This window comes from Bradyrhizobium sacchari, from assembly GCF_002068095.1.
Taxonomy (GTDB): domain Bacteria; phylum Pseudomonadota; class Alphaproteobacteria; order Rhizobiales; family Xanthobacteraceae; genus Bradyrhizobium; species Bradyrhizobium sacchari.
This window is the reverse complement of the sequence record NZ_LWIG01000033.1, coordinates 58,982-83,472: the sequence shown is the minus strand read 5'-3', so window position 1 is coordinate 83,472 and position 24,491 is coordinate 58,982. Positions and strand designations below refer to the sequence as shown.

Below are 24,491 nucleotides of genomic sequence, written 5' to 3'. Positions count from 1 at the left end.
CCGCCGGCAGCGAATAGCTCGGGGCGGTGATGCTGAGCAGTGAAGCCGTGACGAGCCGGCCGCTGCCCGCGAGCTCGTGATTCCAAACCGCCCTCGCGTAAGGCTCCCAGATGCCGAGGTTCAGGCTCGCCTGATAGCCAAGCTCGCTCACCGCCGAATTACGAAGCTGGCTTGCAAACGCCAGGTTGGTCGGAGCACCACTCGCATTGGTTTCCGCAAACCCGTTGATGTGCACCTGCTGGGCGATGATCCCGACGATGGGCCCGTGCGTGAGATAGATCGGCGCGGCTGCCGGCGCCTTAAGAGCCCTGCCAGCTCCACCGGGAAGCGCTCCGACAGCGGTCCGGAAGTTATAGCCCGTCTCGGCCGCAACCGAGATGTTGGTACCGGTGGTGCTTCCTCCATTGGACTGCGTCGTGATGCCGAGCGGGACCACGCGATTGATCCCGTCGCTCAATGCGCCCCAAGTCGCGATACCATTCAGCCAGAACGCATCCTTGCGATAGGCACTGTAGAGGCTGATCGCGTATTCGGTCTGTCGGTAGTCGCCACCAAGGCTGAAGCTCTGCTTGGTGGTGCCGCCGGAGAAGGCCGCGCCGACCAACCAGTCGCGTGTGACCGCGTAGTCAAATCCGGCCGTCGCCGCCACCGGCGTGCCGGGATCGTCCGGAAAACCTGGAGAGCTGTTCGTTACCTTCAGCCAGGAGACGTCGCCGCTGACCCAGCCGTGGAACGTTCCCGGGGTGCTGAAAGAAAGCGGGATCTGGTTGGTGATCGCGTTGACCACGCCGGTTCGCGTCTTCACCGGCGCCTCGGCCAGGTACGATATCTGGCTTGGCGCGACAATCAGGCCGTAGAAATAGTCCGCTTCGATTTTCTGTCCGGTCGGCGAAAGATGCTGGTCGTCCGAAAACAGACTCGTCAGCAAGGAATTCTGCGAGTTGAGATACGCCGTGCCGTTGATACCGGCACCGGCCGGCGTGGTCGAGGGAACGCAAATCAGTCCGTAGCCTTGTGCGGCTGGAGCACCGATCGGCGTGTTACAACCGGAAACGCCGCCACTTCCTGTCGGCAAAACCGATGTGAGGCCGAACGCCGCCGGGTTCGCAGAGACGAATTGTCGAAGTGCGCCTGAATCCGCCGGAATGAATTTGACGCCGGCGGCTGAGAGGTCTCCCCAGAGCTGCTGGTGGTAGGCCACGAAATCGGAATTGGTCGTGAAGTAGGTCGGCAAAATGATGTAGCGCGCGCCGGCTGCGCTTAATTGTCTGATCGACCCCTCCAGCACCGCCAGGCTGGGCTGCACGGCAACGTTGAACAAGCCGGCCGGCGGCGAGGCACCGCCGTGGGTGGCCTTATAGGCGTTGACGAAGGCCGTGCGATCGTTACCGCCGGAGCGGATGATGTAGAGAGCGTCTGGATTGGCCTGCCCGCCGGTCGAAGCAAGATAATTGCTGATCTGCTGCACAGTGGACGGGCTGGTACCTCCTCCGATGTTGGGCGAATTGTTCTCCGCGCCGGAGACGGCAAAATTGGTTCCTCCGCCTGGCGCATTGCTCGGCGCCAGCGCCAGCCCCAAGGAGGCGGCCAGGAAATCAGTGTTCATGAGTCCAGCGGACGGCGTGATCGACGCGCCGCTGGCTCGCGCTGTTACAAACCGGGCTTCATTCGTCCAGCCCGTGGGCGTGTACCGAAAATAGCCGCTGTCGAGCGAACTATCGCCAAATCCAACCAACTGGTTGAAGGTTTGAGCAGGTGACGCGGTCGCGGTCAGCAAAGTGCCAAGGATTGCCAAACGGAAGCTGAGATTCAAAACTGCCCCCTAGGAAAAATAAAAATCTAGAAACAATTTATATGTAACGTAACGGGAATATAGAGTCTGTTGCAAACCAGCAACAGGTCCGAACGATTGGAACTTTCGCCAGCTCGCGCGCCCGAACCGATTTCTCTATGGAAACGCCAGTCGCCCGGTCTGGATCGCCCACATCACACTCGTGAGCGTGACCACCGACGCAAACGTCCCGAGCAGCACTGCGACGGAGGCGGACTCAATCCAGGCATCGTTCTGCCGGGCAATCACGAACACGTTCAGTGCCGGTGGCAGCGAGGCCATCAGCACGGCGGTCGCGGCCCAGGGTTGCGCGAACGGGCCGAACGCCAGCATCAGGCCGAATGCCGCGAGCGGATGGATCAAGAGCTTCACCGCGATCACGCCGGGCACCTCCCACGGCACGCGGTCGAACGGGCGCAGCGCCACGGTCACGCCGAGCACGAACAGCGCAGTCGGCGCGGCCGCGTTCTGAAGGAAAGTGATCGTGCGATCGAGCGCCACCGGCAGCTCGATGTGGAGCGCTGCAACGGCCGCGCCAAAGCAGGCCGACATGATCAGCGGGTTAAGCACGATCTGCTTCAGCACCACGCCGAAGGCATGCACGATCGAGGGATGATCCCGATCGGACAGCTCGATCAGGAGCGGCACGATCGTGAACAGGAAGATGCTGTCGCAGCAGAAGATCAGCGCGGTCGGCGCCGCGGCCTTGGTCCCGAGCACCGCGAGTGCCAGCCCCGGCCCCATGTAGCCGATATTGCCGTAGCCGCCGGAGAGACCGGCGAGCGTCGCCTCGCGCAGGCTCAGCCGTCCGAGCACCTTGCCGACGACCAGCGCGAGCGTGAACGCGGCCACCGTCGACAGCGTCGTCGCGATCAGGAACGGCGGGTTGTTCAGCTCCGCAAACGGCGTCTTCGACATGATCGCGAACAGCAGCGCCGGCAGCGACACGTAGAGCAGGAAGAAGTTCATCCAGGCGAGGCCTGATTCCGGCAACGCCTTGACCTTGCCGCAGGCGAAACCAACGAAGATCAGGCCAAAATAAGGTAGGGCCAGATTGAGGATATCGACCATTGATGAAGTGTTTTCTGAAGACTTGGGGGCTATCCGCCCCGGATGCGAAGGTTAATTCCCGATAAGGCCACTAGCATCGGCCACAATCCTGGTCTATCGACGAGGGATGATTAAAGCGCGGACCGCCAAATTCCAGATCGGACAGGTCGTGCGCCACCGGATCTTCTCGTTCCGGGGCGTGATCTTCGACATCGATCCGGAATTCAACAACACCGAGGAGTGGTGGCTGTCGATCCCCGAGGAGGTGCGGCCCCACAAGGACCAGCCGTTTTACCACCTGCTCGCGGAGAACGCGGAGTCCGAGTACGTCGCCTACGTCTCCGAGCAGAACCTGCTGCCCGACGAGTCCGGCGAGCCGATCCGGCACTCGCAGGTCGCCGAGATCTTCATCAAGAACAAGGATGGCGGCTACCGCCCGCGCAATCCGTCGCTGAATTGAATTTTCAGCCGGGGGCAAGCGGACAATAAAAAAGGCGCTCGAGACGAGCGCCTTTTTCGTGTCCGGACTCTTCGCCCGATTACTTCTGACCCGCCGGCGCCGCGCCGGGGGCACCGCCACCCTGCTGCTCGAGCTTCTTGCGCTGCTCGTCAGCCTTCTTCTGAAGCTCTTCCTGGAGCTTCTTCTGGGTTTCCTCGAACACCTTCGGATCGGTCGGCGGACCGTCATAGGCCTTCTGGAATTCACCGGCGAGCGGCAACGGCAGGGTCAGCGGCGCGCCATTGGCGTTGATCGCCTGGACAACGAGATTCTGGCCCTTCTTCATGCTGGCGATGAGTTCGGGCGTGGCCTCGTAGTCCGACATGCAGCCGTTCTGGAAGCAGATCACATACGGTTGCTGCAGCGGCGCGTTGCTGTCGACGATGATGCGGGTGCCGTGGACGAGCTGCATGCCGAGCGGCAGCGTCACGCGCAGGATCTTCTTCGGCTCGCCTTCCGGCTCGATGATCACGGCGGCAATGACCGGCTGGCCCGATTCGATGCGGCCGTCCTTGCCGGTGAAGCAGACCTGCTTGGCGTTCGCGTCCTGGCCCTTGAGGCAGAACTTGGTCCAGGGGGCGTAGATCAGCTGGATCTGCTGGTCGGCGGGCTGGGCAGCGCCCTGCTGCGCCGGAGCGCCCTGGGCGGGGGCCTGCTGGGCCGGCTGTGCCTGGGCAGGCGCCGGAGCCTTGGGGGCAGCCTTCGGAGCCGCCGCCTTCGGGGCCGGGGCCGCCTTGGGCGCGGCGGGTGCACCCGGAGCCGGCGCCGGAGTCTGGGCTTCAGCGGCGAACGGGACGGCCAATGCCGTCGCCGTCAACAAGGCGAGAAGTCGCCCGCGCGGCCGGACGGACGCGGCCAAATAACAGAAATTCATTGCAGAAAACCCTTTCTGAACGGGAAGTGCCCGAACCGCTCCGAAGCACCGAACCAAGCCGCCTTGGGCGCGGCTCTCTCCCCGTCAATTGAGGCGGATAAGTGACGGGCTCGGCGCTCTTGCGCGATTGGGTGCCTTCTTAGCGTGGCCGACGAAAAGATCAATGCCGACAGGCGTCTTTGACCACATCCGCAGCTGCGCCCAGTGAAATTCCCTGTGATAGGATTCAAGCCCGCCGGTCCTCGAATCAACGTGTGCCGATGTTCATGTTCCAGCGCCTCTTCGAGGGCCCCGGTCTCCGCCTCTGCGCGCTTGCCTTTGCGCTCACGTTTGCGCTTGCCTGGGGTCTGTCGGCACGTTCCGCACGGGCCGAGGAAGCCCATGCCATTGCCATGCACGGCAAGCCGGCCATGCCCGCCGATTTCACCCACATGCCCTACGCCAATCCCGATGCCCGCAAGGGCGGCCGGCTGACCTGGGGCATTCTCGGAACATTCGACAGTCTCAATCCCTTCATCGTGAAGGGATTGGCGGTGCAGCCGATCCGCAACTACGTGGTCGAGAGCCTGCTGGCGCGCGGCCAGGATGAACCCTTCGCGCTCTATGGCCTGCTCGCGCGGACCGTCGAGACCGACGACAACCGGACCTACGTCACGTTCCGCCTCGATCCTCGCGCCCGCTTCTCCGATGGAAAGCCGGTAACGGCCGAGGACGTGCTGTTCTCCTGGCAGCTGCTGCGCGACCACGGCCGCCCGAACCTGCGGCAATACTATGCAAAAGCCGCCAAGGCCGAGGCGCCCGATCCCTTCACGGTCCGCTTCGATCTTGCCGGGGCCAACGACCGGGAATTGCCGCTGATCCTCGGCCTGATGCCGATCCTGCCGAAGCACGCGGTCGATGTCGCGACCTTCGAGGAGACGACGCTGACGGGACCGGTCGGCTCGGGCCCCTATCGCGTGATCGCTGTGAAGCCGGGCGCCAGCGTGACGCTCGCGCGCAATCCGGATTATTGGGGCCGCGACCTCGCCATCAATCGCGGGCTCTACAATTTCGACGAGATCAGGCTCGACTATTTTCGCGAGGCGAATGGCCAGTTCGAAGCCTTCAAGCGCGGCCTTTACGACTTCCGCGTCGAGCACGAGCCATTGCGCTGGCACGATGGCTACGATTTTCCCGCCGCCAGAAGCGGCGAGGTGATCCGCGACACCGTCAAGCCCGGCGTGCCGCAGCCCTCGGAATTCCTGGTGTTCAACACGAGGCGGCCGATCTTCGCCGACATCCGGGTACGAAAGGCGCTGACGCTGCTGTTCGATTTCGAGCTGGTCAATCGCAACTACTTCTTCGGCCTCTATGCGCGCGTCGCCGGCTATTTCGCCGGCTCGGAGCTGTCGGCCTATGGCAGGCCTGCGGATGCGCGCGAGCGCGAGCTGCTCAAACCGTTCGCCGCGCAGATCCCACCTGACGTCATGGACGGCAGCTACCGCCTGCCCGTCACCGACGGTTCGGGCCGCGACCGCACCACGCTGCGCGCCGCGCTGAAACTGCTGTCGGAGGCCGGCTACGATCTCGACGGCACAGTGCTGCGCAACCGCACGACCAGGGCGCCTTTCACCTTCGAGATCATGGTCACGACCCGCGACCAGGAGCGCATCGCGCTCGCCTTCCAGCGCGACCTCAAGCGCGCCGGCATCGAAGCCAGCGTGCGCGCGGTCGATCCCGTGCAGTTCGACCAGCGCCGGCTCGGCTACGAGTTCGACATGATCCAGAACCGCTGGGACCAGTCGCTGTCGCCCGGCAACGAGCAGTATTTCTATTGGGGCAGCGCTGCCGCCGACAATCCGGGCACCCGCAACTACATGGGCGCCAGGGATCCCGCGATCGACGCCATGATCGGCGCCCTGCTGGAGGCCCGTGAACATACGGAATTCGTCTCGGCGGTGCGCGCGCTCGACCGCGCCCTGATCGCGGGCTGCTACACAATCCCCCTGTTTAACGTATCCGAGCAATGGATCGCGCGCTGGAATCGGATAGAACGGCCGAAGGCCACCGCGCTGTCCGGCTACCTGCCGGAGACCTGGTGGTCGAAGGATGAGCCTCAAGCGACGCAAGCGAAGTGACGCCGTGAACCAGCCAGCCGTATCGCCGACGCTCGACACGCTGTTTCAGCGCACGCTGATGCGGCAGCCGCATGCGGCCGCTCTGCTCGACCCCCTCAACAAGGCGCGCGTCACCGGACATCAGCCGCGGCGCATGAACTATGCCGAGGCCGACACCGCCATCGAGGCATTGTCGGCCCATTTCGTCGAATCGGGTCTGCCGGCCAATTCGGTCATCGCGATCCAGCTGCCCAACACGGTCGAGTTCGTGCTGACCGTGCTCGCCGCCCACCGCGCCGGTCTCGTCGTCGCCGTGCTGCCGCTGCTGTGGCGGCACGCGGAGCTGACCGCGGCGCTCAACCGCACCGCGGCGCGCGCCATCATCACCATGAGCACGGTCGACGGCGTCAGCTATGCCGACCTCGCGATGCACGCCGCCGCCGAGGCATTCTCAATTCGTCATGTCTTCGGCTTCGGAGCCGACCTGCCCGAAGGCATGGCCTCGCTCGACGACGTGCTGGCCCGCCCGCCCGGCACCACGCGCGCCGTGATCCAGGATGGCCGCAAGGCGGCGATGATCTCCTTCGACGTCACGGCAGAGGGCTTTCGCCCGGTGCCGCGTCCGCATTTCAGCCTGATCGCCGGTGGTCTGGCCATGTCGCTTGAAGCCGACATCAAGCAGGGCGCAACGGTGATGGCGGCGTTCACGCCGATGTCGTTCGCCGGCCTGGCCTCCTCGCTCGCGGTGTGGCTGCTCTCGGGCGGCACGCTGGCGCTGCATCACCCGTTCGAGAACGAGGTGCTGGAGCAGCAGATCAACGCGCACGAATGCGAGGTGCTGATCGCACCGGCGCAGCTCGCGCTGCGGCTCGGCGATGCTGATCTCGCGGCGCGGATGCCCACCTTGCGCAACGTCATCGGCCTGTGGCGCGCGCCGGAGCAGGTGGCGGCGAGCGATGCCTGGATCGCACCGCATGCGCCGCTCACCGACATCTATCTGTTCGGCGAAGCCGGATTGTTCGGCGCCCGCCGCGGCGAGGACGGCATGCCGGTGCCGGTGATGCCGGGGGCGCACGGCGCGCCGCGCGAACAGGCCGGCTCCTCCATTGCGGGCGAGATCCTGCTGACGCCGAAGGGCACCCTCGGCCTGCGCGGGGCGATGGTGCCGATCGCGGCCTATGCGCCGCCGCAGCCGGTCGGCGAGACGCTGATCGCGCAGCCGCCGCGCGACTATGTCGACACCGGCTACGCGGCGCGGCTCGACCGGCCGAGCGGCGCAATCTGCATCACCGCGCCGCCCTCCGGCATCATGGCCGTGGGCGGCTACCGTTTCCTCTCCAACGACCTCCAGGAATGGGCGCGTCGGCTCGGCCAGGGCGCCCTGCTCACCGCGCTGCCCGACCGCCTCTCCGGCCACCGGCTGGCAGGGCGGGCCCAGGACAATGCCCGCGCCCGCGAGGCGCTCAGCGAGCTCGGGCTTAACCCTCTGATGGTCGAGGCTTTTCGCGACCGCTCCGGGCCGGCTTGAGCACAGTTTCGCCTGAGACGTTGACTCAGCATTAAGGCGGCCAAACTAGATTGCGCGGCACCTGTTGCGTGATCAGAGTTTCCGAATGTCCCAGGCGGGCCCGATCCTGTTTGTGTCCAATACCGAGCGTCCCGCCTTCGTTGCGGCGCTGGACGAGGCCCGGCTCTTTCCCGTGGTCGACACCGATTGGGCCAGCGCCACGCGCGCAGTCGAGCAGGTGCAGCCGGCCGCGGTCCTCGCTGCGATGCACAGCGGACATGAACCGCATCTGGCGTTGCTGGCCAGGAAGATCGCCGATCAGTCGCCCTACCTTCCCTTCGTGGCCCTGGATGCGGCGGGCACGCTCCCGCACAACGCCCTGCCCTTCGCCTCGCGCGGCGGCCATCCCGATCGCCTGAGCGCGCGGTTGCGCGCCGCGCTGCGCGTCCGCACCCTGCACGCGACCGTGCTGCGCCGGCTGCCCGAGGTGAAGGTCGCGCTGCCCGAGGGCGATCCGTCGCGCGATGCCACCGTGCTGCTGATCGGCCGCGGTGCGGCTTATCCGGCACTCTCCGTCGCGCTTGGCGAGCGTGTCGGCGTGGTCGGCGCGCTCTCGATCGAAGCGGCGGCGAAGCATCTCAACACCCGTGAGATCGACGGCGTCGTGCTCGCCGAAGGCTTTACCGCGCGGGTGACCGATGCCTTCCTCACGGTGCTCGCCGAGGACACCCGATTCCGCACCCTGCCCGTGGTCGTCACCGCGCACCAGCTCGTGCAGAGCTACGACCTTCCCAATCTGGAGCTGATCGCAGGCGAGCCGGCGAGGATCGCCGCCAATGCACTGCCCCTGATCCGCCAGCACGCGATGGAAGCGCAGCTGAGCCGCACGCTGCGCTCGATCGATGCCGGCGGGTGGCTCGATCCGCGCAGCGGCCTGCTCACCACGGAAGCCTTCGCCCGCGATTTTGCCAAGGTGGTCGAGCAGACGCAGTCCCGCGGCGGCGGCCTGTCGGTGGCGCGCTTCGCCTTCGATCCCAGCAATCCCCGCGCCCAGCTCGACGCCGCGCGCATCCTCAGCCGCCTGATGCGGCAGATGGATTTCGGCGCGGCACAGAAGGACGGCTCGGTGATCGTGGTGTTCGCCGAGACCGATTTCCGCACCGCGCATATGATCGCCCGCCGCCTGTCGGCGGTGATGCGTCACACCTCCAACGGCAAGCACGAGATGCGCAGCGATCCCGTCATCAGCGTCGACTCGCTGTCGGCGTCGGATACGGCGCGGTCGCTGCTGGCCCGACTGTCGGCGGACGCATCGCGGGCGGCGTCGTAGTTTTCTCGCGGGCTGCCGCAACAAACACCGTCATTGCGAGCGAAGCGAAGCAATCCGGTCTGTCTCCTCGGAGGGATTCTGGATTGCTTCGTCGCAAGAGCTCCTCGCAATGACGTGGTGAGGCTGGTGCCCCTACGCCGCCTTCTTGCTCTCGGCGAGCTGCGCCAGCTGCCGCATGATCTCCGTGGTGCCGGCGAGACGATCCTCCGGCGTCTCCCAATCCTGCAGGAACACCACCTTCATGTCGGGCCGCACCTTGGCGGCCTGGCCGTAGCTGCGAATGAAGGTCACGAGGCGATCGGGATAGGCGAAGGAATTGTCGCGGAAGACGATGACGGCGCCCTTCGGGCCGGCATCGATCTTCTCGACATTGGCCCTGCGGCAGAACGCCTTGATCGCGGCAACCTTGAACAGATAGCGCACCTCGTCCGGCAGAACGCCGAAACGGTCGCGCATCTCCGCGCCGAAATTCTCGATCTCCTCCTCGGTATCGAGATCGGCAAGGCGCCGGTACAGCGACAGCCGCACCGAGAGATCGCTGACGTAGTCTTCCGGAATGAGCACGGGCATGCCGATCGTGATCGATGGCGACCAGCGGTCGGCGGCGGGCTCGGAGACGCCGGCCTTGAGGTTGACGATCGCCTCTTCCAGCATTGATTGATAGAGCTCGAAACCGACCTCCTTGATGTGGCCCGACTGCTCCTCGCCGAGCAAATTGCCGGCGCCGCGGATGTCGAGGTCGTGGGACGCGAGCTGGAAGCCTGCGCCCAGCGTCTCCAGCGATTGCAGCACGGTGAGCCGGCGCTCCGCCTGCGCCGTGATCTTCTGCTGCGCCGGCAGCGTGAACAGCGCATAGGCCCGCAGCTTGGAACGGCCGACGCGGCCGCGCAGCTGGTAGAGCTGGGCGAGGCCGAACATGTCGGCGCGATGCACGATCAGCGTGTTGGCGTTGGGAATGTCGAGGCCAGACTCGACGATGGTGGTCGACAAGAGAATGTCGAACTTGCCGTCGTAGAACGCGGTCATGATGTCCTCGATCACGGCGGGCGGCATCTGGCCGTGCGCGACCGCGACCTTCATCTCCGGCACGTTCTTGTCGAGGAAATCCTTGACCTCGGCGAGGTCGTCGATACGCGGCACGACGTAAAATGCCTGGCCGCCACGATAGCGCTCGCGCAGCAGGGCTTCGCGGATCATCAAGGGATCGTGCGGGGCGACGAAGGTACGAACCGCGAGGCGATCGACCGGGGGCGAAGCGATGATCGAGAGCTCGCGGACACCCGTGAGAGCCAACTGAAGCGTACGAGGGATCGGGGTCGCCGACAGCGTCAGCACGTGCACCTCGGCGCGCAGCGCCTTCAGCCGCTCCTTGTGGCTGACGCCGAAATGCTGCTCCTCGTCGACGATGAGCAGGCCCAGGTCGCGGAATTTGATCGCCTTGCCGAGCAGCGCGTGGGTGCCGACGACGATGTCGACCGAACCGTCGGCAATGCCCTTCTTGACCTCGTTGAGCTGCTTGGTCGGGATCAGGCGAGAGGCTTGTGCGACGTGAACCGGGAAGCCTTTGAAGCGCTCGCTGAAGGTCCGGTAGTGCTGGCGCGCCAGCAGCGTGGTCGGCACCACGACTGCAACCTGCTTGCCCTCGAGGGCAACGGCGAAGGCCGCGCGCAGCGCCACCTCGGTCTTGCCGAAGCCGACGTCGCCGCAGATCAGGCGATCCATCGGGCGGCCCTTTTCGAGATCCTTCAGCGTGGACTCGATGGCGCCGAGCTGGTCCTCGGTCTCGTCATAGGGGAAGCGCGCGCAGAACTCGTCGTAGAGGCCCTGCTGAACCGGTAGCTTCGGCGCCTCGTGCAGCATGCGCTCGGCCGCGATCTTGATCAGCTCGCCCGCGATCTCGCGGATGCGGTTCTTCAGCTTCGCCTTGCGGGTCTGCCAGCCGGAGCCGCCCAGACGATCCAGCTCGACCGTGGTCTGGTCCGAGCCGTAGCGCGACAGGAGCTCGATATTCTCGACGGGGAGGAACAGTTTTGTCTCGGCGGCATAATGCAGCTCGAGACAGTCGTGCGGCGCGCCGGCAACGTCCAGCGTCTGCAGGCCGATGAAGCGGCCGATGCCGTGCTCGACATGGACGACGATGTCGCCGGCGGCAAGGCTCGTCACCTCCGAGATGAAATTGTCGAGCTTGCGGCTGGCCTTGCGCGGCCGCACCAGGCGGTCGCCCAGAATGTCCTGCTCGCTGATGAGAGCGATCTCATCGGTCTCGAAACCGTTCTCGAGGCCGAGCACGGCGAGCATGGTCTCGTTGCGCGGCGTCGCCTGCACCGTCCGCCAGCTGTTGACGCTGGTGGTATGGGCGAGCTTGTGGTCCCGCAGCATCGAAGTCATGCGGTCGCGCGAACCTTCGGTCCAGAGCGCGATCACGACTTTCTTGCGCTGGGCCTGCAGCGCCATGACGTGGCTGACAACGGACTCGAACACGTTGACCGTGGTGTCGTTGCGTTCGGGCGCAAAGTCGCGGCCCTTGCGCGCGCCGGCATCGACCACGCTGGTTCCGTCGGTCGGCACGGAGAACGGCGTCAGCCGCGCCAGCGGGATCTCGCTGAGGCGCCCGGTCCATTCCTCGTCGGTCAGATAGAGCCGGTCGGGCGGCAGCGGCTTGTAGATGGCGCCGCCGCCGGGATGCTCCATCGCCTCGCGGCGGGCCTGGTAGTAATCGAGGATCTGCTTGAAGCGCTCGCGTACGGCGTCCTCGGCCTGCGGCTCGATCGCGACAGTTGCGCCTTGCAGATAGTCGAACAGCGTGTCCATCCGATCCTGGAACAGCGGCAGCCAGTGCTCCATGCCGGGATGGCGGCGGCCCTCGCTGACGGCCTCGTACAACGCATCGTCGCGCTCCGGCGCGCCGAACTCGGCGACATAACCCATGCGGAAACGGCGGATGGTGTCGGTGACGAGCTGGAACTCGGAGACCGGCACGAGGTCGAGCGAGCGCATGTCGAGCAGCGTGCGCTGGGTCTCGGCATCGAAGGAGCGAATCGATTCCAGGCTGTCGCCGAAGAAGTCGAAGCGGACCGGCTGCTCGAGGCCGGCCGGAAACAGATCCAGGATGCCGCCGCGCACGGCGTATTCACCGGGCTCGCGCACGGTGGAGGAGCGGTTGTAGCCGTTGTGCTCGAGCCAGGCGACGACGGTGTCCATCGGCACGACATTGCCGGGGGCGACCGACAGCGCCTGCGCCGCGACCAGCTCGCGTGCGGGAACGCGCTGCACCACGGCGTTCACCGTGGTCAGCACGATCAGCGGCTTGTCGCTGCCGGTGAGCGAAGCCAGCCGCGCCAGCGTGGTCAGGCGCTGCGCGAGAATGCCGCCATGGGGCGAGACGCGGTCGTAGGGCTGGCAATCCCAGGCCGGAAAGGTCAGCACCGGCAGATCGGGCGCAAAGAATCTGAGCGCGCGTTCGAGCTGCTGCATACGCCCGCCGTCGCGGCAGACCACCGCAAGGCTGACCGCCGGCTTCTTCGGCCGCGCCGCGATCGCACGGGCGAGGTCGGAGACGACGAGGCCTTCGGCGCCCTCAGCGACATTAGCAAGCGTCAGCGCGCGGCCGGGCGTGAGCAGCTCGGCCGGCGATTTCATCCCCTGCTTCATGCGTTGCCGTCCGCGATCGGAAACGCCTTGATGCGGGCGAACAGCGCGCCGGTGACGTCGGCCGGCAGCACCTTGTCGCCGGTGATGGCGGCATAGAGATCGGGATCGTTGACCTCGAGCAGGGTCTCAAGTTCGTCGAGTTCTGCATCGGACAGGTTGCCGATCTCGGCGTCCGCGAAGCGGCCGAGGATCAGGTCCATCTCGCGCGTGCCGCGGTGCCAGCAGCGGAACAAAAGCCGCTTGCGGCGATCATCCAGCCCGCTGCTCGATCGTGTCGTTCCCGTCATGTCTCAAATCCAGTCAAACGCAGAAAGCCCGGACGTGCCGGGCCGGTGTGATATAGCCACTCGGACCGCCGGTGTCAGCCCTTTGTTATTGCAATTGTTTGGGGGGTGTCATTGCCGGGCTTGACCCGGCAATCCATCGTCATTGAAAAGATGGATGCGCGGGTCGAGCCTGCGCATGACGAATGTTGCGAGAATGCGCCCCAGCCTGCTCAATCCGCTGTTTGCTCCCGTGACCAGCCTGCCTGGCGTCGGTCCGAAGCAGGACAAGCTGCTGCAGTACCTGCTCAGCCGCAACGAGACGCCGCGGCTGGTCGACCTGCTGCTGCATCTGCCGAGCCAGGTCATCGACCGCCGGGCGCGGCCAAAAATCCGCGACGCGGCCGTTGGAACCATGGTGACGCTGGAGGTCACCGTCGATCGTCATCGCCCGCCCCCGCCACGCAACTCGCGCGCGCCGTATCTGGTCTATGCCAGCGACGACACCGGCGACGTCGTGCTCACCTTCTTCCGCGCCAAGCCCGGCTATGTCGAGAAGCTGCTTCCGATGGGAGAAAAACGCTACGTCTCCGGCACGCTGCAAATGTATGAGGGCATCCCCCAGATCGTTCATCCCGACCGCGTGCTCGACGAGGAGGCGATCTCAAAGCTCTCCGGCATCGATCCGGTCTATCCGCTGACGGAGGGGCTGGCGCTCGGCTCGCTGCGCCGCGCGATCGCGCAGGCGCTGCAGAAGCTGCCGTCCCTGCCCGAATGGATCAGCCCGGAGGTGCTGCGCCGCTGCCACTTCCCGCCAATTGCTGAGGCGCTCAATCGCGTGCATCAGCCGGTCGAGCTGACCGACATATTGCCGGACCAGCCGTTCTGGTCGCGCCTTGCCTTCGATGAGCTGCTCGCCGGCCAGCTCGCACTCGCTCTGATCCGCGCCCAGCTGCGCCGCCCCGCCGGCGTCCGCAATGCCGGCGACGGGCACCTGCGCAACAAGATCATCGACGCCCTTCCCTACGCGCTCACACCCTCACAGCGCAGCGCCGCCGCCGCCATCGCCGAGGACCTGAAGCAGCCGGTGCGCATGCTGCGCCTGCTCCAGGGCGACGTCGGTTCAGGTAAGACCGTGGTAGCCCTCTTGGCTGCCGCCGCGGTGACCGAAGTCGGCAAGCAGGCCGCGCTGATGGCACCGACTGAAATCCTGGCGCGCCAGCACATCAAGACCATTGCGCCGCTCGCCGAGCGCGCCGGCATGCGGGTCGCCATCCTCACCGGCCGGGAAAAGGGCAAGGAGCGGCGCGAGATCATCGCCCAGCTTGCCGAAGGCGAGATCGACCTCCTCGTCGGCACCCATGCGCTGATCCAGGACGACGTGGTCTTCCATGATCTCGCACTCGCCATCGTCGACGAGCAGCACCGTTTCGGCGTGCGTGAACGGCTCGCATTGACCTCGAAGGGCGAAGCGGTCGACGTGCTGGTGCTGAGCGCCACCCCGATCCCGCGCACGCTTGTGCTGACCTATTTCGGCGACATGGACATCTCCGAGCTGCGCGAGAAACCGGCCGGCCGCCAGCCGATCGATACCCGCGCGGTGCCGATGAGCCGGATCGGCGAGGTCATGGAGGGTGTCGGCCGCGCGCTCGAAGCCGGCAAGCTGGTCTACTGGATCTGCCCGCTGGTGGATGAATCCGAGGCCGAGGGCACCGAGCACCTCACCAATGCGACAAAACGTTTCGAGAGCCTGCAAAAACGTTTCGGCGGCCGCGTCGGCCTGGTTCACGGCCAGATGAAGGGCATCGAGAAAGACCGCGTCATGGGCCAGTTCGCCGCCCACGAGATCGGCCTGCTGGTCGCGACCACCGTGGTCGAGGTCGGCGTCGACGTGCCGGCCGCGACCATCATGGTGATCGAGAACGCCGAGCGCTTTGGCCTAGCCCAGCTGCACCAGCTGCGCGGCCGCATCGGCCGCGGCTCGGAAGCCTCGACCTGCATCCTGCTCTATGGCGAGCCGCTCGGCGAGATGTCCAAGGCGCGGCTGAAAGTGATCCGCGAGACCACCGACGGCTTCCGCATTGCCGAGGAGGATCTGAAGCTGCGCGGCGAAGGCGACGTGCTAGGGGTGCGCCAGAGCGGCCTGCCCGGCTACCGCATCGCGCGCTCGGAGGTGCACGGCCAGCTCATCACCCAGGCCAGAGACGAAGCGCTGCGCATCCTCAAGGACGATCCCAAGCTGAAGGGCGAGCGCGGCGAAGCACTACGGTGCCTCTTGTATCTCTACGAGCGCGACGAGGCGATCCCGCTGATCGGCGCGGGCTAGCCTCCCGCCGCTCTTCGGCGCCCTACCTCGTAGGCGGCAACATGCGCGCGGGCGAGATCCAGCAGCGGCGTCTCGACGCCGAGCGTACGGGCACGATTGGCCAAATCGCCCAGAATATGCTCCGCCTCGGTGACCGAACCGCGTTCGATGTCGCGCAGCATCGAGGCTTTGAGCGGAGAATCCAGCGTGGTGAACAGTTTTCGGTCAAACTCGATGAACGGTGCGCGCGGCTCATAGCCGGAGGCGGTCGCAACGGCGCAGCATTCCGCGAACAGGCGGAAGATCGACTGCTCGCCGTTCGGAACTGCCAGGATGTCCCCGATGCTCGCGCGCATCAGGCAGGTGATGCCGGCGAGCGTGCTGAGCTGGACGAATTTCTCCCACATGTCCTGCATGATCGCTTCGCTGGCGCGCACGTCGATACCGGGGACCTGGAGCAGTGTCTCCAGCGCAGTCGCCCGCTCGCTCAGCGCTCCCGCGATCTCGCCGAAGACAATGGTCTGATTGGCCATGAACTGGACGACACGGCCATCAGCATCGAGTCCGGCACTGACGTTCGCGAGCCCGCCGAGGACGCGTGCGGCACCGAACCTCGCGGCCAGCGCGTCGATATGTTTCAGCCCGTTCAGGATGGGCAAAATCATCGTGCTGGGGCCGACGGCCGGCGCAAACTGGCTCATCGCATCGTCGAGCGAGTAGGCTTTCACGCCGACGAGCACGACGTCGAAGGGCTCCTTGAGATCGCCGGCCAGAAGGATCTTCGGCTGCACGGCAAAGTCGCCGTGCGGGCTCACGACCTCTAGTCCATCCCGCCGCAATTGCGCGGCCCGCTTCTCGCGCACCAGAAAGGTCAAGTCGCGGCCCGCTCGGACCAGGCAAGCTCCGTAATAGCCGCCAAGCGCGCCCGCCCCGATGACAAGCACTCTCATTCGAACTCCCGCATGTGTCTGCTCCGGCAGGATGGTAGCAGATGGAGCGTGCGACGTCTCGTTCTCGTCATTGCGAGCGCGGCGAGGCAATCGAGAATCCCTCCGCGTAAAGATTCTGGATTGCTTCGCTTTGCTCGCAATGACGGCGTGGGTAAAGATCGGCACACGTTGAACGGGCGGGCCCGCGGCGACGTTCCTCACCCCGCATGTGCGCGCAGGAACCTGCCGTGCTCGGCTTCGGTCGCATCATTGGCGGGGAACATGCACTCGAGCCGCAGCTCTTCGGCCGTCACGGTCTGCGGCGTTCCGACCGTCGTGATCAGGGAGAAATAGTCGAGCGTTACACCGTCCTTGACGAAGCTGAGCGGAATCATCGGCATCGCATCGGAGGCCGAGGGCGCGCGCCGTTCCGGCTTCACGCCCGGATAGCGCGACAGCTCTTCCAGCAGCGCCTTGGTCCTGACGTCGACGACATGCCCGACCGCCTCGCGATGGACGCGAGCCAGCAGGCTTCTGGCGGTCTGCGGCCAGTTCGCGATGAAGGGGCGCATGCCGTCGGGATCGAACATGAGATGCAGCAGGTTCCGCGGGGTCGGGCGTGCCGGAAGGTCGATGAAGCAGTTGAACAGACGCGGCGCGGCCTCGTTGGTCATCAGCACGTTCCAGTACCGGTCCATGACGATGGCCGGAAACGGCTCGTGCTGACGCAGCATGCGGCCAAGCGCGCGGTTGATGCTGGTCATGGCGGGCGCCGCGAGCGCAGGATCGGAATAGGACGGCGCGTAGCCAGCGGCCAGCAGCAGCTCGTTCCTCTCACGCAAGGGCACGTCGAGGGCCTGCGCGAGATCGAGCAGCATCTGTCGGCTCGGGACGCTGCGGCCGCTCTCGACGAAGCTGATATGCTTCTGCGAGACGCCGGCATCGAAGGACAGCTCGAGCTGCGTCTTGCCGCGAATGTCCCGCCATTGACGCAGCAGCGCGCCTGCGGATGTCGCGCGGGCTTTGAGGGCAGCGGCCGTCGCTTTCATGGTCGAAAAATCCTTTCGTGGTGCCGGATCGCCAACGCGCGAACGCTGGCGCCCCGGATCAGCCGAGGCACCATGTGGGTCGCCGATGGCTGACGATCAACCGAACGCGACGGGTCCCACGGCACCTACCCAGTGCCGCACCTTGGTCTCGTCCCGCGCGTCCATGTAGAAGAAGTGCGTCATCGTCGGATACACTGTCGACATCGAGGGATCATCGGGTGTCATATCGACGACACCGCGAAACACCTTCAGCGAGCCGGCGTCCCAATATTCGGTGACGTGATGCAGCGCCGTGAAGCCGGTGTCGATGAAGGCCTTCAAATTGGCGCGGATCGCTTCCCGCCCCTTCCAATCGGCGACGCCGAGATTGCAGACGGCATCCTCCGCGAAGCAGTCGAAACCTCGTCCAAACGTCTTGTCAGCGATCTCCTTCCACATGTCGAGCAGCCATTGCGGCGGCTCCTTCTTGGTGAACACGATTTGCATGTCTTTCTCCTCATGCGGTGACGATGGTCGAAAGACTAGTCGGGCCGCGAATTGGCTCAATTACATGCGAGGTAATAAAGCGGGGACCGGATGGCGCGATCTTTTCTCGATGCCGATTTCGTGAAACCCTGCGTGCATGCGCAGGATCATCGTCATTGGCTCACAGGGAAGCGGAAAGACGAGCCTCGCCCTGAAGCTCGGGCGAAAGCTTGGGCTGCCCGTGGTGCATCTCGACGTGCTCTACTGGCGCCCCGGCTGGAAGCCGTCCGACACGGCGAGCTTCCGGCTGCGCGTGGCCGAGGCGATCGCAGGCGATGCGTGGGTGGTCGACGGCAGCTTTTCTGGGCTGGCCTTCGACCTCACGCTCGCGCGCGCCGATGTTCTCGTCGTGATCGACCGCCCGCGCTGGCTCTGCCAGTGGCGCATCCTCTGGCGCTCGGCCTTCGATCGCGATACGGCGCGGCCCGATCTACCTGATGGGTGCCCGGAACAGTTTGACTGGAAACTGATGCAGGAGGCGTGGCGCTACGACACCGAGCGCGTGCCGGTCATCGAGGCCGAGCGTATCCAGTACGGGCCCGATGTTCCGGTCGTGCGCCTGAGACGCGACCGGGACATCCAGGGCTTTCTGGAGTCCGTTTCAGTGGACGGCGACTAGTGACGATCAGGCCTTCTTATTGCGTGCTACGCGCGGCAAACGCCCTCAGCAGCTCCGCATCCACCGCCTTGCCATTCGCGTCCTCCGCGAGATGCTCGAACCAGCGCGCAAAACCCTCGTAGATCTGGCTGGCGGGATGATCGGCGCCGAGGAAGCCGGAAATCTCCCGCATCTCCGCGACCCAGCGATACGCTTTCGGAATCATGTCGGGCAGCGCCACTTCGAGCCGTGCCAGCATCGCGGGCTGGCTCAGCGCCAGCTCGTCGCGCAGCGCATCCGCCGCGCCCGCTTTCGTGGCCGCGATCACCATGGCCGAGCCGATGCCGGCGAGGCCCTTGACGATGCCGGCGTAGGACATTTTCAGCGCGGAGGCGGCGCCGACCGGTCCCTCGACGATCCGCACGTCGAGACCGAGATCCTTGAGCACGGCGACGTCCTTTGCGTGCTCGCCCGACATGTAGAAGGCCGGGCTCTTGCCGCCTCGCTGCGGCGGAAAGCCGATGATGCCGCCGTCGACGAACGGCGCCTGTGCCGAGCCGATGATCTCCTCTATCCGTTGCACGGTGTCGACGTTGACCGCGTTGCAGTCGACCACGACCGGCTTCTTGGCGCGCCGGACGATCAGCCCGGCCAGGCGTTCGGCGAGCGCAACGGCTTCGCCCGGCGGCACGATCGAGAGGATAATGTCGGCGTCCGCGATCGCCTCGTCCTCGGCGCCGATCATGCCGGCATCAGCGGCGCGCTGCTGCGTCGCCTCGCTACGACCTTTCAAGGACGTCAGCACGCGCGCGCCGTTTTCGCTGAGGCGGCGGGCCACGGCGCTGCCCATGGCGCCGGGGGCGAGGATCGCGATCGTTTTGGACATCGTGCACTCCAGGTCGAATTGCGAGCGAGGCGCTCAATTCGACCGGAACACTAGCAGAGGACGAAAGTGCTGGCGTGAATACGGCCATCCAAAACAGGAATGGCCCTACTCCACCTTCGCAGGCTGGGGCTTGAGCGTCGAGGCATTGGCGATGCGCGCGGCATTCGCCATGCCCGCGAGCGCAGCGGCCTTCTTCGGGTCGGGCGCTGAGCCCGGCTGCACCACGCCGGCCGACATGATCAGCGTTGCGGCATCCTCGGCGCTGAGGTCGACCTCGATGATCTTGCTCCTGGGCACGTAGAAGAAGAAGCCGGTGGTCGGGTTCGGCGAACATGGCAGGAACACCGAGACATGCTCCTCCTGCCCCGGCAGGCTGCGCGCGATGTCCTCGCTCGGCGATTGCGAAATCAGCACGATCGACCACATGCCGGGCGAAGGAAACTCGACCAGGCCGACTTTGCGGAAGCTCGAGCCCTTGCCCGAGAACAGCGTCTCGAACACCTGCTTCAGGCCGCGATAAATGGCGCGCACCGCGGGAATGCGGCCGAGGAACGTCTCGCCGACATCGACCAGCGTCCGGCCGATCAGGTTGGCCGCGAGGAAGCCGACCAGCGTCAGCGAGAAGAATGCAACAATCAGTCCCCAGCCGGGGACGCCATAGGGCAGATAGGTTTCGGGCCGATAGGCCAGCGGCACGAACGGCCGCACCACGCCGTCGACCCAGGTGACGAACCACCAGACGAGATAAAGGGTGATCGCGATCGGCCCCGTCACGACGAGGCCGGTCAGGAAATAATTGCGGAAGCGGCCCATCAGGCCGGTATGCGGTTCCGGCGCGGGATCAAGCGGCGCGGGGACGTCGTCGCGGGGGGTCATTCGGGTTCCAGGTCGGTCGCAACACACAAGCTAGGGTCTTCTAGCAGGTTTTGGAAGACTGCGACCGACCGATATCCCTTCTGCCTATTCCACGGTCACCGATTTCGCGAGATTGCGCGGCTGGTCGACGTCGGTGCCCATGATGACAGCCGTATGATAGGCGAGCAGCTGCACCGGGACGGCATAGATCATCGGCGTGAACGCCGCGGCCATATCGGGCATGACGATGGTGACGAGGGAATCGACAGTTGCCTCCTCCGCGCCCTTGGCATCCGTCATAAGGATGATCTTGCCACCGCGGGCGGCGACCTCCTGCATGTTGGAGACGGTCTTCTCGAACACCCGGTCATAGGGCGCGATGACGACGACCGGCATGGTCTCGTCGATCAGCGCGATCGGCCCGTGCTTCAGTTCGCCGGCGGCATAGCCCTCGGCGTGGATGTAGGAGATCTCCTTCAGCTTCAGCGCGCCTTCGAGCGCCAGCGGGAAGCTGGTGCCGCGGCCGAGATAAAGCACGTCGCGCGACTTCGCGATCTCGCGCGAGAGCTTCTCGATCTGGAGTTCGGCGGTGAGCGCATCCGACATCAAACGCGGGACCTCGACCAGGCCGTGGACCAGCTTGGTCTCGTCCTCGTCAGACAATTCGCCTCTGGCCTTGCCGGCCGCGATGGCGAGGTTCGCCAGCACCATGAGCTGACAGGTGAAGGCCTTGGTCGAGGCGACGCCGATCTCGGGTCCGGCGAGCGTCTGCAGCACGGTCTCGCTCTCGCGCGCGATGGTCGATGTCGGCACGTTGACGACGGCAATCGTGTGCACGCCCTCGGCCTTGGCGTAGCGCAGCGCCGCCAGCGTGTCGGCGGTCTCACCCGATTGCGAGATGAAGATGGCAAGATCGCCCTTGCGCAAGGGCGCCTCACGGTAGCGGAACTCGGAGGCGACATCGACCTCGACCGGGACGCGCGCAAAGCGTTCGAACCAGTATTTTGCGACGAATCCGGCATAGCTTGCCGTGCCGCAGGCGGTGATGTTGATGCGGCGGATGTCTTTGAAATCGAACGGCAGCTTCACCGGCAGCGCGACCCGCTCGGTCGCCATGTCGACGTAGCGCGCCAGTGTGTGGCCGACCACTTCCGGCTGCTCGTGGATCTCCTTGGCCATGAAGTGGCGGTAATTGGCCTTGTCGACCAGCGAGGTCGAGGCGGCATGCCTGATCTTCTCGCGCTGGACAGCATGGCCGTCCTTGTCGAAGATGGTTGCGCTCTTGCGGGTCAGCACGGCCCAGTCGCCGTCCTCGAGATAGCTGATCGTGTCGGTGAACGGGCCGAGCGCAATGGCGTCCGAGCCGAGATACATCTCGCCGTCGCCATAGCCGATCGCGAGCGGCNGGCCGTTGCGGGCGCCGATCATGAGATCGTCGTCACCGGCGAAGATGAAGCCTAGAGCGAAGGCGCCGCGCAGGCGTCCCAGCGCCAGCTTCACCGCCTCCACCGGCTTGTTGCCGCGCGCGAGCAAATCGTCGACCAGATGCAGCACGATCTCGGTGTCGGTCTCGGTGTGGAACACCGTGCCGTTCTTCTCGAGCTCCTCGCGCAGCTCGCGGAAATTCTCGATGATGCCGTTGTGGACCACGGCGACGCGCTCGGTCGCGTGCGGATGGGCGTTGTTGACGGTCGGTTTGCCGTGGGTGGCCCAGCGGGTGTGGCCGATGCCGGTCGTGCCCTTGAGCGGCTCGGCCTCCAGCCGCTTCTCCAGATTCTTCAGCTTGCCCTCGGCGCGTCGGCGCTCGAGATGCTTGCCCTCGAGCGTGGCGACGCCCGCGGAATCGTAGCCGCGATATTCGAGACGTTTGAGCGAATCGACCAGTTGCTCCGCAACCGGTTCGCGCCCGAGAATGCCGACAATCCCGCACATGCGGATCAATATCCCCCAAATCGTCGAAAAATCGCCAAAACGACGCGCTCAGTTTTTAGCGAAATTCCGAGGGAACCATATACTCAATAATTATTGCTGATTGAGACAGCATTCGCCGGCACCCATTGTCCCGGCCCGCGTCGATGTGGCCGGCCTTTAACCCTGCGCATTAACTTGTTGTCAACATGTTTGGCCAACGATTCCGGTCAGGAGAACAAGGCCATGAAAGGCTCATCCGACCGCAAAGGTCTGTCGTCGCTGTATCTGCGCGCCAGCGAGACCTCGGGCACGCACCTTGCGCATTGGCCGCCGCCCCAGCGCGGCAAGGAAAGCAAGCCGGTCTTCGTCAAGCATGTGCAAGGCGAACCGGCCAAGCGCGCCAAGCCGCGCGGCTGGCGCCTGACCCGCGCCATCTTCTCCGAATTCGCCGACGACGAATAGCGACGAGTCTTACCACCGCAGCACCAGGGCAAAGACGAGGAAGACGACGAACGCCCAGAACGCAAGGCCGGTAACCAGCGATGCGATCTCGGTCGGGCGGGGCTCGCCGACCTGTTCCAACACCCACTGTCCCGGCGGCATGATGACGCGCTTGACGAGGAATCTGATCGTATCGTCGATGAGGTCATCGTCCATGAGCGCAGCCCTAACAACACCGATCGGGGGCCGGCACTGGGCCGCTCAGTTCTCCGGCTTCTTCTCGGTTTTCTTGCCGCCGGTCTTCATCTCGCGATAACGCGCCGCCCCGCCTTCCCTGATGGTCTGCTGGTTGCGCTCCAGCGCCATGGCATCGTCAGGCACGTCGCGCGTGATCACCGAGCCCGAGCCGATATAGGCGCCGTTGCCGATTTTCACCGGGGCGACCAGCGAGGAGTTGGTGCCGACGAAGGCGCCCTGCCCGATTGTAGTCTTGTGCTTCTTGAAGCCGTCGTAGTTGCAGGTGATGGTGCCGGCGCCGATGTTGGAATTGGCGCCGACGGTGGCATCGCCAATGTAGGAGAGATGGTTGACCTTGACGCCGGCCTCCAGCGTCGCGGCCTTGGTCTCCACGAAATTGCCGATGCGCGCACCGTCGCCGAGCGAGGTGCCGGGCCGCAGCCGCGCGTAGGGACCGATCGAGACATTCTTGCCGAGCGTGGTCTCGACGATGTGTGAGAAGGAATGGATCACCGTGCCGTCGGCGATCGATACGCGCGGGCCGATCACCACGAACGGCTCGATGGTGACGTCCTTGCCGAACACGGTGTCGGCGGACAGGTACACGGTCTCAGGGGCGATCAGCGTGACGCCGGCCTCCATCGCCGCTTTCCGAAGACGCGCCTGCATCACGCTTTCCGCCTCGGCGAGCTGCGCCTTGGTGTTGATGCCGCGCACCTCGTCCTCGCTGGTCTCGATCACCACCGACTCCCATCCATGCTTGCGGACGATTTCGACCGCGTCCGTCAGATAATACTCGCCCTTGGAATTGGCATTGCCGATCTTCTCGAGGATTTCGAGCGCGCGGCGTCCGTCGATCGCCATCACGCCGGCATTGCACAGATCGATCTTGCGCTCTTCCGCGCTGGCATCGGCCTGCTCGCGGATCGCGACCAGCCGTTCGCCCTCGACGATGAAGCGGCCATAGCCGGTCGGATCGGCGGCGCGGAAGCCGAGCGCGGCGATCGCGGCCCCTTTTTCAAGCGGCGCGCGCAGACGCGCAAACGTCTCGGCCGAAATCAGCGGCGTGTCGCCGAACGCGATCAGCAGATCATCGACGCCGCGCGCGATGGCCTCGCGCGCCGCCAGCACGGCGTGGGCCGTGCCAAGGCGTTCGCCTTGCACGAAGGTGAGCGCGTCGGGGCGGATGCGCCTCGCTTCATCCGCGACCGCCTGATGGTCGGGGCCGATCACGACGGCGAGCGAGGTGCCGGATCCCTTCGGTGCGGCGGCGAGCACATGGGCAAGCAGCGTCTGGGAAGCCACGGGATGCAGAACCTTGGGCAGGCTCGATCGCATGCGCGTGCCTTCACCGGCGGCGAGCACGATCGTGAGGCTGGAACGGGCGGTCATCGAAATCCTGTCAGATACGGCCGAATCAATTGGCGCGGCAGGCGGTGCGCCGCCCTCGTGAGCTGCCGCCTTGCTACCCCCGCAAACGCCCGGAATTCAAGTGCGACGGAGTTTTCCTGTTAATGTTCCTTGATTGATTCGGGGAAGCCGGACAGGGGCTGGGCATTTAACGTTCATGGCAAAGGATTCCGACCCACTGGCGGACGCCTTCGGCACCAAGGAAACCGGCGGGCTGTTCTCCGGATTTTTGGCCGAGGAAAGC

The 24,491-nt window shown here is 65.3% G+C and carries 19 protein-coding genes and 2 pseudogenes; 7 read left to right on the top strand and 14 right to left on the bottom strand.

Translation table 11 applies throughout. The features are described 5' to 3' along the window. Together A5906_RS28405 and A5906_RS28400 are read right to left on the bottom strand one after the other, a co-directional pair. Window positions 1–1,813, bottom strand: a 1,813-nt coding sequence (locus A5906_RS28405) for an autotransporter outer membrane beta-barrel domain-containing protein (RefSeq protein ID WP_136615538.1), incomplete at its 3' end; no start/stop codon positions are given. 135 nt (window positions 1,814–1,948) lie between these two features. Beyond that, window positions 1,949–2,902: an AEC family transporter gene (locus A5906_RS28400; RefSeq protein WP_080138525.1), complete on the bottom strand. Its 954-nt coding sequence runs from the start codon at window positions 2,900–2,902 to the stop codon at window positions 1,949–1,951. Between the two features lie 106 nt (window positions 2,903–3,008). On the opposite strand from A5906_RS28400, the gene hspQ reads away from it, so the two are divergent. Beyond that, window positions 3,009–3,341: a heat shock protein HspQ gene (gene hspQ, locus A5906_RS28395; protein WP_018317973.1), complete on the top strand. Its 333-nt coding sequence runs from the start codon at window positions 3,009–3,011 to the stop codon at window positions 3,339–3,341. Window positions 3,342–3,420: 79 nt separating this feature from the next. Here the strand turns inward: hspQ and A5906_RS28390 are convergent, their stop codons facing one another. Then, window positions 3,421–4,254, bottom strand: coding sequence for an invasion associated locus B family protein (locus tag A5906_RS28390; RefSeq protein ID WP_080138524.1), 834 nt, complete (start codon window positions 4,252–4,254; stop codon window positions 3,421–3,423). A gap of 260 nt (window positions 4,255–4,514) precedes the next feature. Between A5906_RS28390 and A5906_RS28385 the strand changes: the two genes are divergently transcribed. The 3 genes from A5906_RS28385 to A5906_RS28375 all read left to right on the top strand — a co-directional run bounded on the left by A5906_RS28385 (window position 4,515) and on the right by A5906_RS28375 (window position 9,187). Next, window positions 4,515–6,371: an extracellular solute-binding protein gene (locus A5906_RS28385; protein ID WP_080138523.1), complete on the top strand. Its 1,857-nt coding sequence runs from the start codon at window positions 4,515–4,517 to the stop codon at window positions 6,369–6,371. A 4-nt stretch (window positions 6,372–6,375) separates the two neighbouring features. Continuing rightward, complete coding sequence (locus tag A5906_RS28380; RefSeq protein WP_080138812.1) at window positions 6,376–7,878, top strand: class I adenylate-forming enzyme family protein; 1,503 nt, start codon at window positions 6,376–6,378, stop codon at window positions 7,876–7,878. 85 nt (window positions 7,879–7,963) lie between these two features. Further along, window positions 7,964–9,187 (top strand): hypothetical protein, encoded by a 1,224-nt coding sequence (locus tag A5906_RS28375; RefSeq protein ID WP_080138522.1) that lies wholly within the window; start codon window positions 7,964–7,966, stop codon window positions 9,185–9,187. A gap of 132 nt (window positions 9,188–9,319) precedes the next feature. Here the strand turns inward: A5906_RS28375 and mfd are convergent, their stop codons facing one another. Continuing rightward, a complete protein-coding gene (gene mfd, locus A5906_RS28370; RefSeq protein WP_080138521.1) occupies window positions 9,320–12,838 on the bottom strand; it encodes a transcription-repair coupling factor in 3,519 nt (1,172 codons plus the stop codon). Next, entirely contained in the window at window positions 12,835–13,125 is a 291-nt protein-coding gene (locus A5906_RS28365; protein WP_080138520.1) for an FAD assembly factor SdhE, read from the bottom strand. Before A5906_RS28365 ends, mfd begins: the two co-directional genes overlap by 4 nt. Before the next feature lie 193 nt (window positions 13,126–13,318). On the opposite strand from A5906_RS28365, the gene recG reads away from it, so the two are divergent. Continuing rightward, the gene (recG, locus tag A5906_RS28360; RefSeq protein WP_080138811.1) at window positions 13,319–15,427 is read left to right on the top strand and encodes an ATP-dependent DNA helicase RecG; all 2,109 of its coding nucleotides are present in this window, start codon (window positions 13,319–13,321) and stop codon (window positions 15,425–15,427) included. On the opposite strand, the gene panE is transcribed toward recG, so the two are convergent. The 3 genes from panE to A5906_RS28345 form a co-directional block, all read right to left on the bottom strand. Further along, a complete protein-coding gene (gene panE / locus A5906_RS28355; protein ID WP_080138519.1) occupies window positions 15,424–16,356 on the bottom strand; it encodes a 2-dehydropantoate 2-reductase in 933 nt (310 codons plus the stop codon). The two genes, recG and panE, sit on opposite strands and share 4 nt — an antisense overlap. Before the next feature lie 197 nt (window positions 16,357–16,553). After that, a complete protein-coding gene (locus tag A5906_RS28350) occupies window positions 16,554–17,384 on the bottom strand; it encodes a helix-turn-helix domain-containing protein (protein ID WP_080138518.1) in 831 nt (276 codons plus the stop codon). Window positions 17,385–17,480: 96 nt separating this feature from the next. Further along, window positions 17,481–17,870, bottom strand: coding sequence for a nuclear transport factor 2 family protein (locus A5906_RS28345; protein ID WP_080138517.1), 390 nt, complete (start codon window positions 17,868–17,870; stop codon window positions 17,481–17,483). 136 nt (window positions 17,871–18,006) lie between these two features. On the opposite strand from A5906_RS28345, the gene A5906_RS28340 reads away from it, so the two are divergent. Continuing rightward, window positions 18,007–18,528, top strand: a complete 522-nt coding sequence (locus tag A5906_RS28340) for a P-loop NTPase family protein (protein WP_080138516.1) — start codon at window positions 18,007–18,009, stop codon at window positions 18,526–18,528. 16 nt (window positions 18,529–18,544) lie between these two features. Here the strand turns inward: A5906_RS28340 and A5906_RS28335 are convergent, their stop codons facing one another. From A5906_RS28335 to A5906_RS45215, 4 genes and pseudogenes are all read right to left on the bottom strand, one after another. Beyond that, window positions 18,545–19,393, bottom strand: a complete 849-nt coding sequence (locus A5906_RS28335) for an NAD(P)-dependent oxidoreductase (protein WP_080138515.1) — start codon at window positions 19,391–19,393, stop codon at window positions 18,545–18,547. Window positions 19,394–19,498: 105 nt separating this feature from the next. Further along, entirely contained in the window at window positions 19,499–20,269 is a 771-nt protein-coding gene (locus A5906_RS28330; RefSeq protein WP_080138514.1) for a DUF502 domain-containing protein, read from the bottom strand. Window positions 20,270–20,353: 84 nt separating this feature from the next. Next, window positions 20,354–21,653: pseudogene (gene glmS / locus A5906_RS28325) on the bottom strand (glutamine--fructose-6-phosphate transaminase (isomerizing)); the annotation flags it as partial. A gap of 1 nt (window position 21,654) precedes the next feature. Further along, window positions 21,655–22,180 (bottom strand): annotated as a pseudogene (locus A5906_RS45215) (glutamine--fructose-6-phosphate transaminase (isomerizing)); the annotation flags it as partial. Between the two features lie 222 nt (window positions 22,181–22,402). On the opposite strand from A5906_RS45215, the gene A5906_RS28320 reads away from it, so the two are divergent. Continuing rightward, window positions 22,403–22,621, top strand: a complete 219-nt coding sequence (locus A5906_RS28320) for a hypothetical protein (protein ID WP_063684828.1) — start codon at window positions 22,403–22,405, stop codon at window positions 22,619–22,621. A 9-nt stretch (window positions 22,622–22,630) separates the two neighbouring features. Here A5906_RS28320 and A5906_RS28315 read toward each other — a convergent pair whose 3' ends face one another. Then, window positions 22,631–22,816, bottom strand: a complete 186-nt coding sequence (locus tag A5906_RS28315) for a hypothetical protein (protein WP_080138512.1) — start codon at window positions 22,814–22,816, stop codon at window positions 22,631–22,633. A gap of 45 nt (window positions 22,817–22,861) precedes the next feature. Beyond that, entirely contained in the window at window positions 22,862–24,229 is a 1,368-nt protein-coding gene (gene glmU, locus A5906_RS28310) for a bifunctional UDP-N-acetylglucosamine diphosphorylase/glucosamine-1-phosphate N-acetyltransferase GlmU (RefSeq protein ID WP_080138511.1), read from the bottom strand. Between the last annotated feature and the right edge of the window lie 262 nt (window positions 24,230–24,491).

What these genes read in the sequence shown, in the direction of transcription:
- hspQ (WP_018317973.1), top strand. Translation starts at nt 3,009, where the DNA reads ATGATTAAAGCGCGGACCGCCAAATTCCAGATCGGACAGGTCGTGCGC.
- A5906_RS28400 (WP_080138525.1), bottom strand. Translation starts at nt 2,902, where the DNA reads ATGGTCGATATCCTCAATCTGGCCCTACCTTATTTTGGCCTGATCTTC.
- mfd (WP_080138521.1), bottom strand. Translation starts at nt 12,838, where the DNA reads ATGAAGCAGGGGATGAAATCGCCGGCCGAGCTGCTCACGCCCGGCCGC.
- recG (WP_080138811.1), top strand. Translation starts at nt 13,319, where the DNA reads ATGCGCCCCAGCCTGCTCAATCCGCTGTTTGCTCCCGTGACCAGCCTG.
- A5906_RS28350 (WP_080138518.1), bottom strand. Translation starts at nt 17,384, where the DNA reads ATGAAAGCGACGGCCGCTGCCCTCAAAGCCCGCGCGACATCCGCAGGC.
- A5906_RS28365 (WP_080138520.1), bottom strand. Translation starts at nt 13,125, where the DNA reads ATGACGGGAACGACACGATCGAGCAGCGGGCTGGATGATCGCCGCAAG.
- A5906_RS28390 (WP_080138524.1), bottom strand. Translation starts at nt 4,254, where the DNA reads ATGAATTTCTGTTATTTGGCCGCGTCCGTCCGGCCGCGCGGGCGACTT.
- A5906_RS28335 (WP_080138515.1), bottom strand. Translation starts at nt 19,393, where the DNA reads ATGTCCAAAACGATCGCGATCCTCGCCCCCGGCGCCATGGGCAGCGCC.
- A5906_RS28375 (WP_080138522.1), top strand. Translation starts at nt 7,964, where the DNA reads ATGTCCCAGGCGGGCCCGATCCTGTTTGTGTCCAATACCGAGCGTCCC.
- A5906_RS28315 (WP_080138512.1), bottom strand. Translation starts at nt 22,816, where the DNA reads ATGGACGATGACCTCATCGACGATACGATCAGATTCCTCGTCAAGCGC.
- A5906_RS28320 (WP_063684828.1), top strand. Translation starts at nt 22,403, where the DNA reads ATGAAAGGCTCATCCGACCGCAAAGGTCTGTCGTCGCTGTATCTGCGC.
- A5906_RS28345 (WP_080138517.1), bottom strand. Translation starts at nt 17,870, where the DNA reads ATGCAAATCGTGTTCACCAAGAAGGAGCCGCCGCAATGGCTGCTCGAC.
- glmU (WP_080138511.1), bottom strand. Translation starts at nt 24,229, where the DNA reads ATGACCGCCCGTTCCAGCCTCACGATCGTGCTCGCCGCCGGTGAAGGC.
- A5906_RS28340 (WP_080138516.1), top strand. Translation starts at nt 18,007, where the DNA reads ATGCGCAGGATCATCGTCATTGGCTCACAGGGAAGCGGAAAGACGAGC.
- A5906_RS28330 (WP_080138514.1), bottom strand. Translation starts at nt 20,269, where the DNA reads ATGACCCCCCGCGACGACGTCCCCGCGCCGCTTGATCCCGCGCCGGAA.
- A5906_RS28385 (WP_080138523.1), top strand. Translation starts at nt 4,515, where the DNA reads ATGTTCATGTTCCAGCGCCTCTTCGAGGGCCCCGGTCTCCGCCTCTGC.
- panE (WP_080138519.1), bottom strand. Translation starts at nt 16,356, where the DNA reads ATGAGAGTGCTTGTCATCGGGGCGGGCGCGCTTGGCGGCTATTACGGA.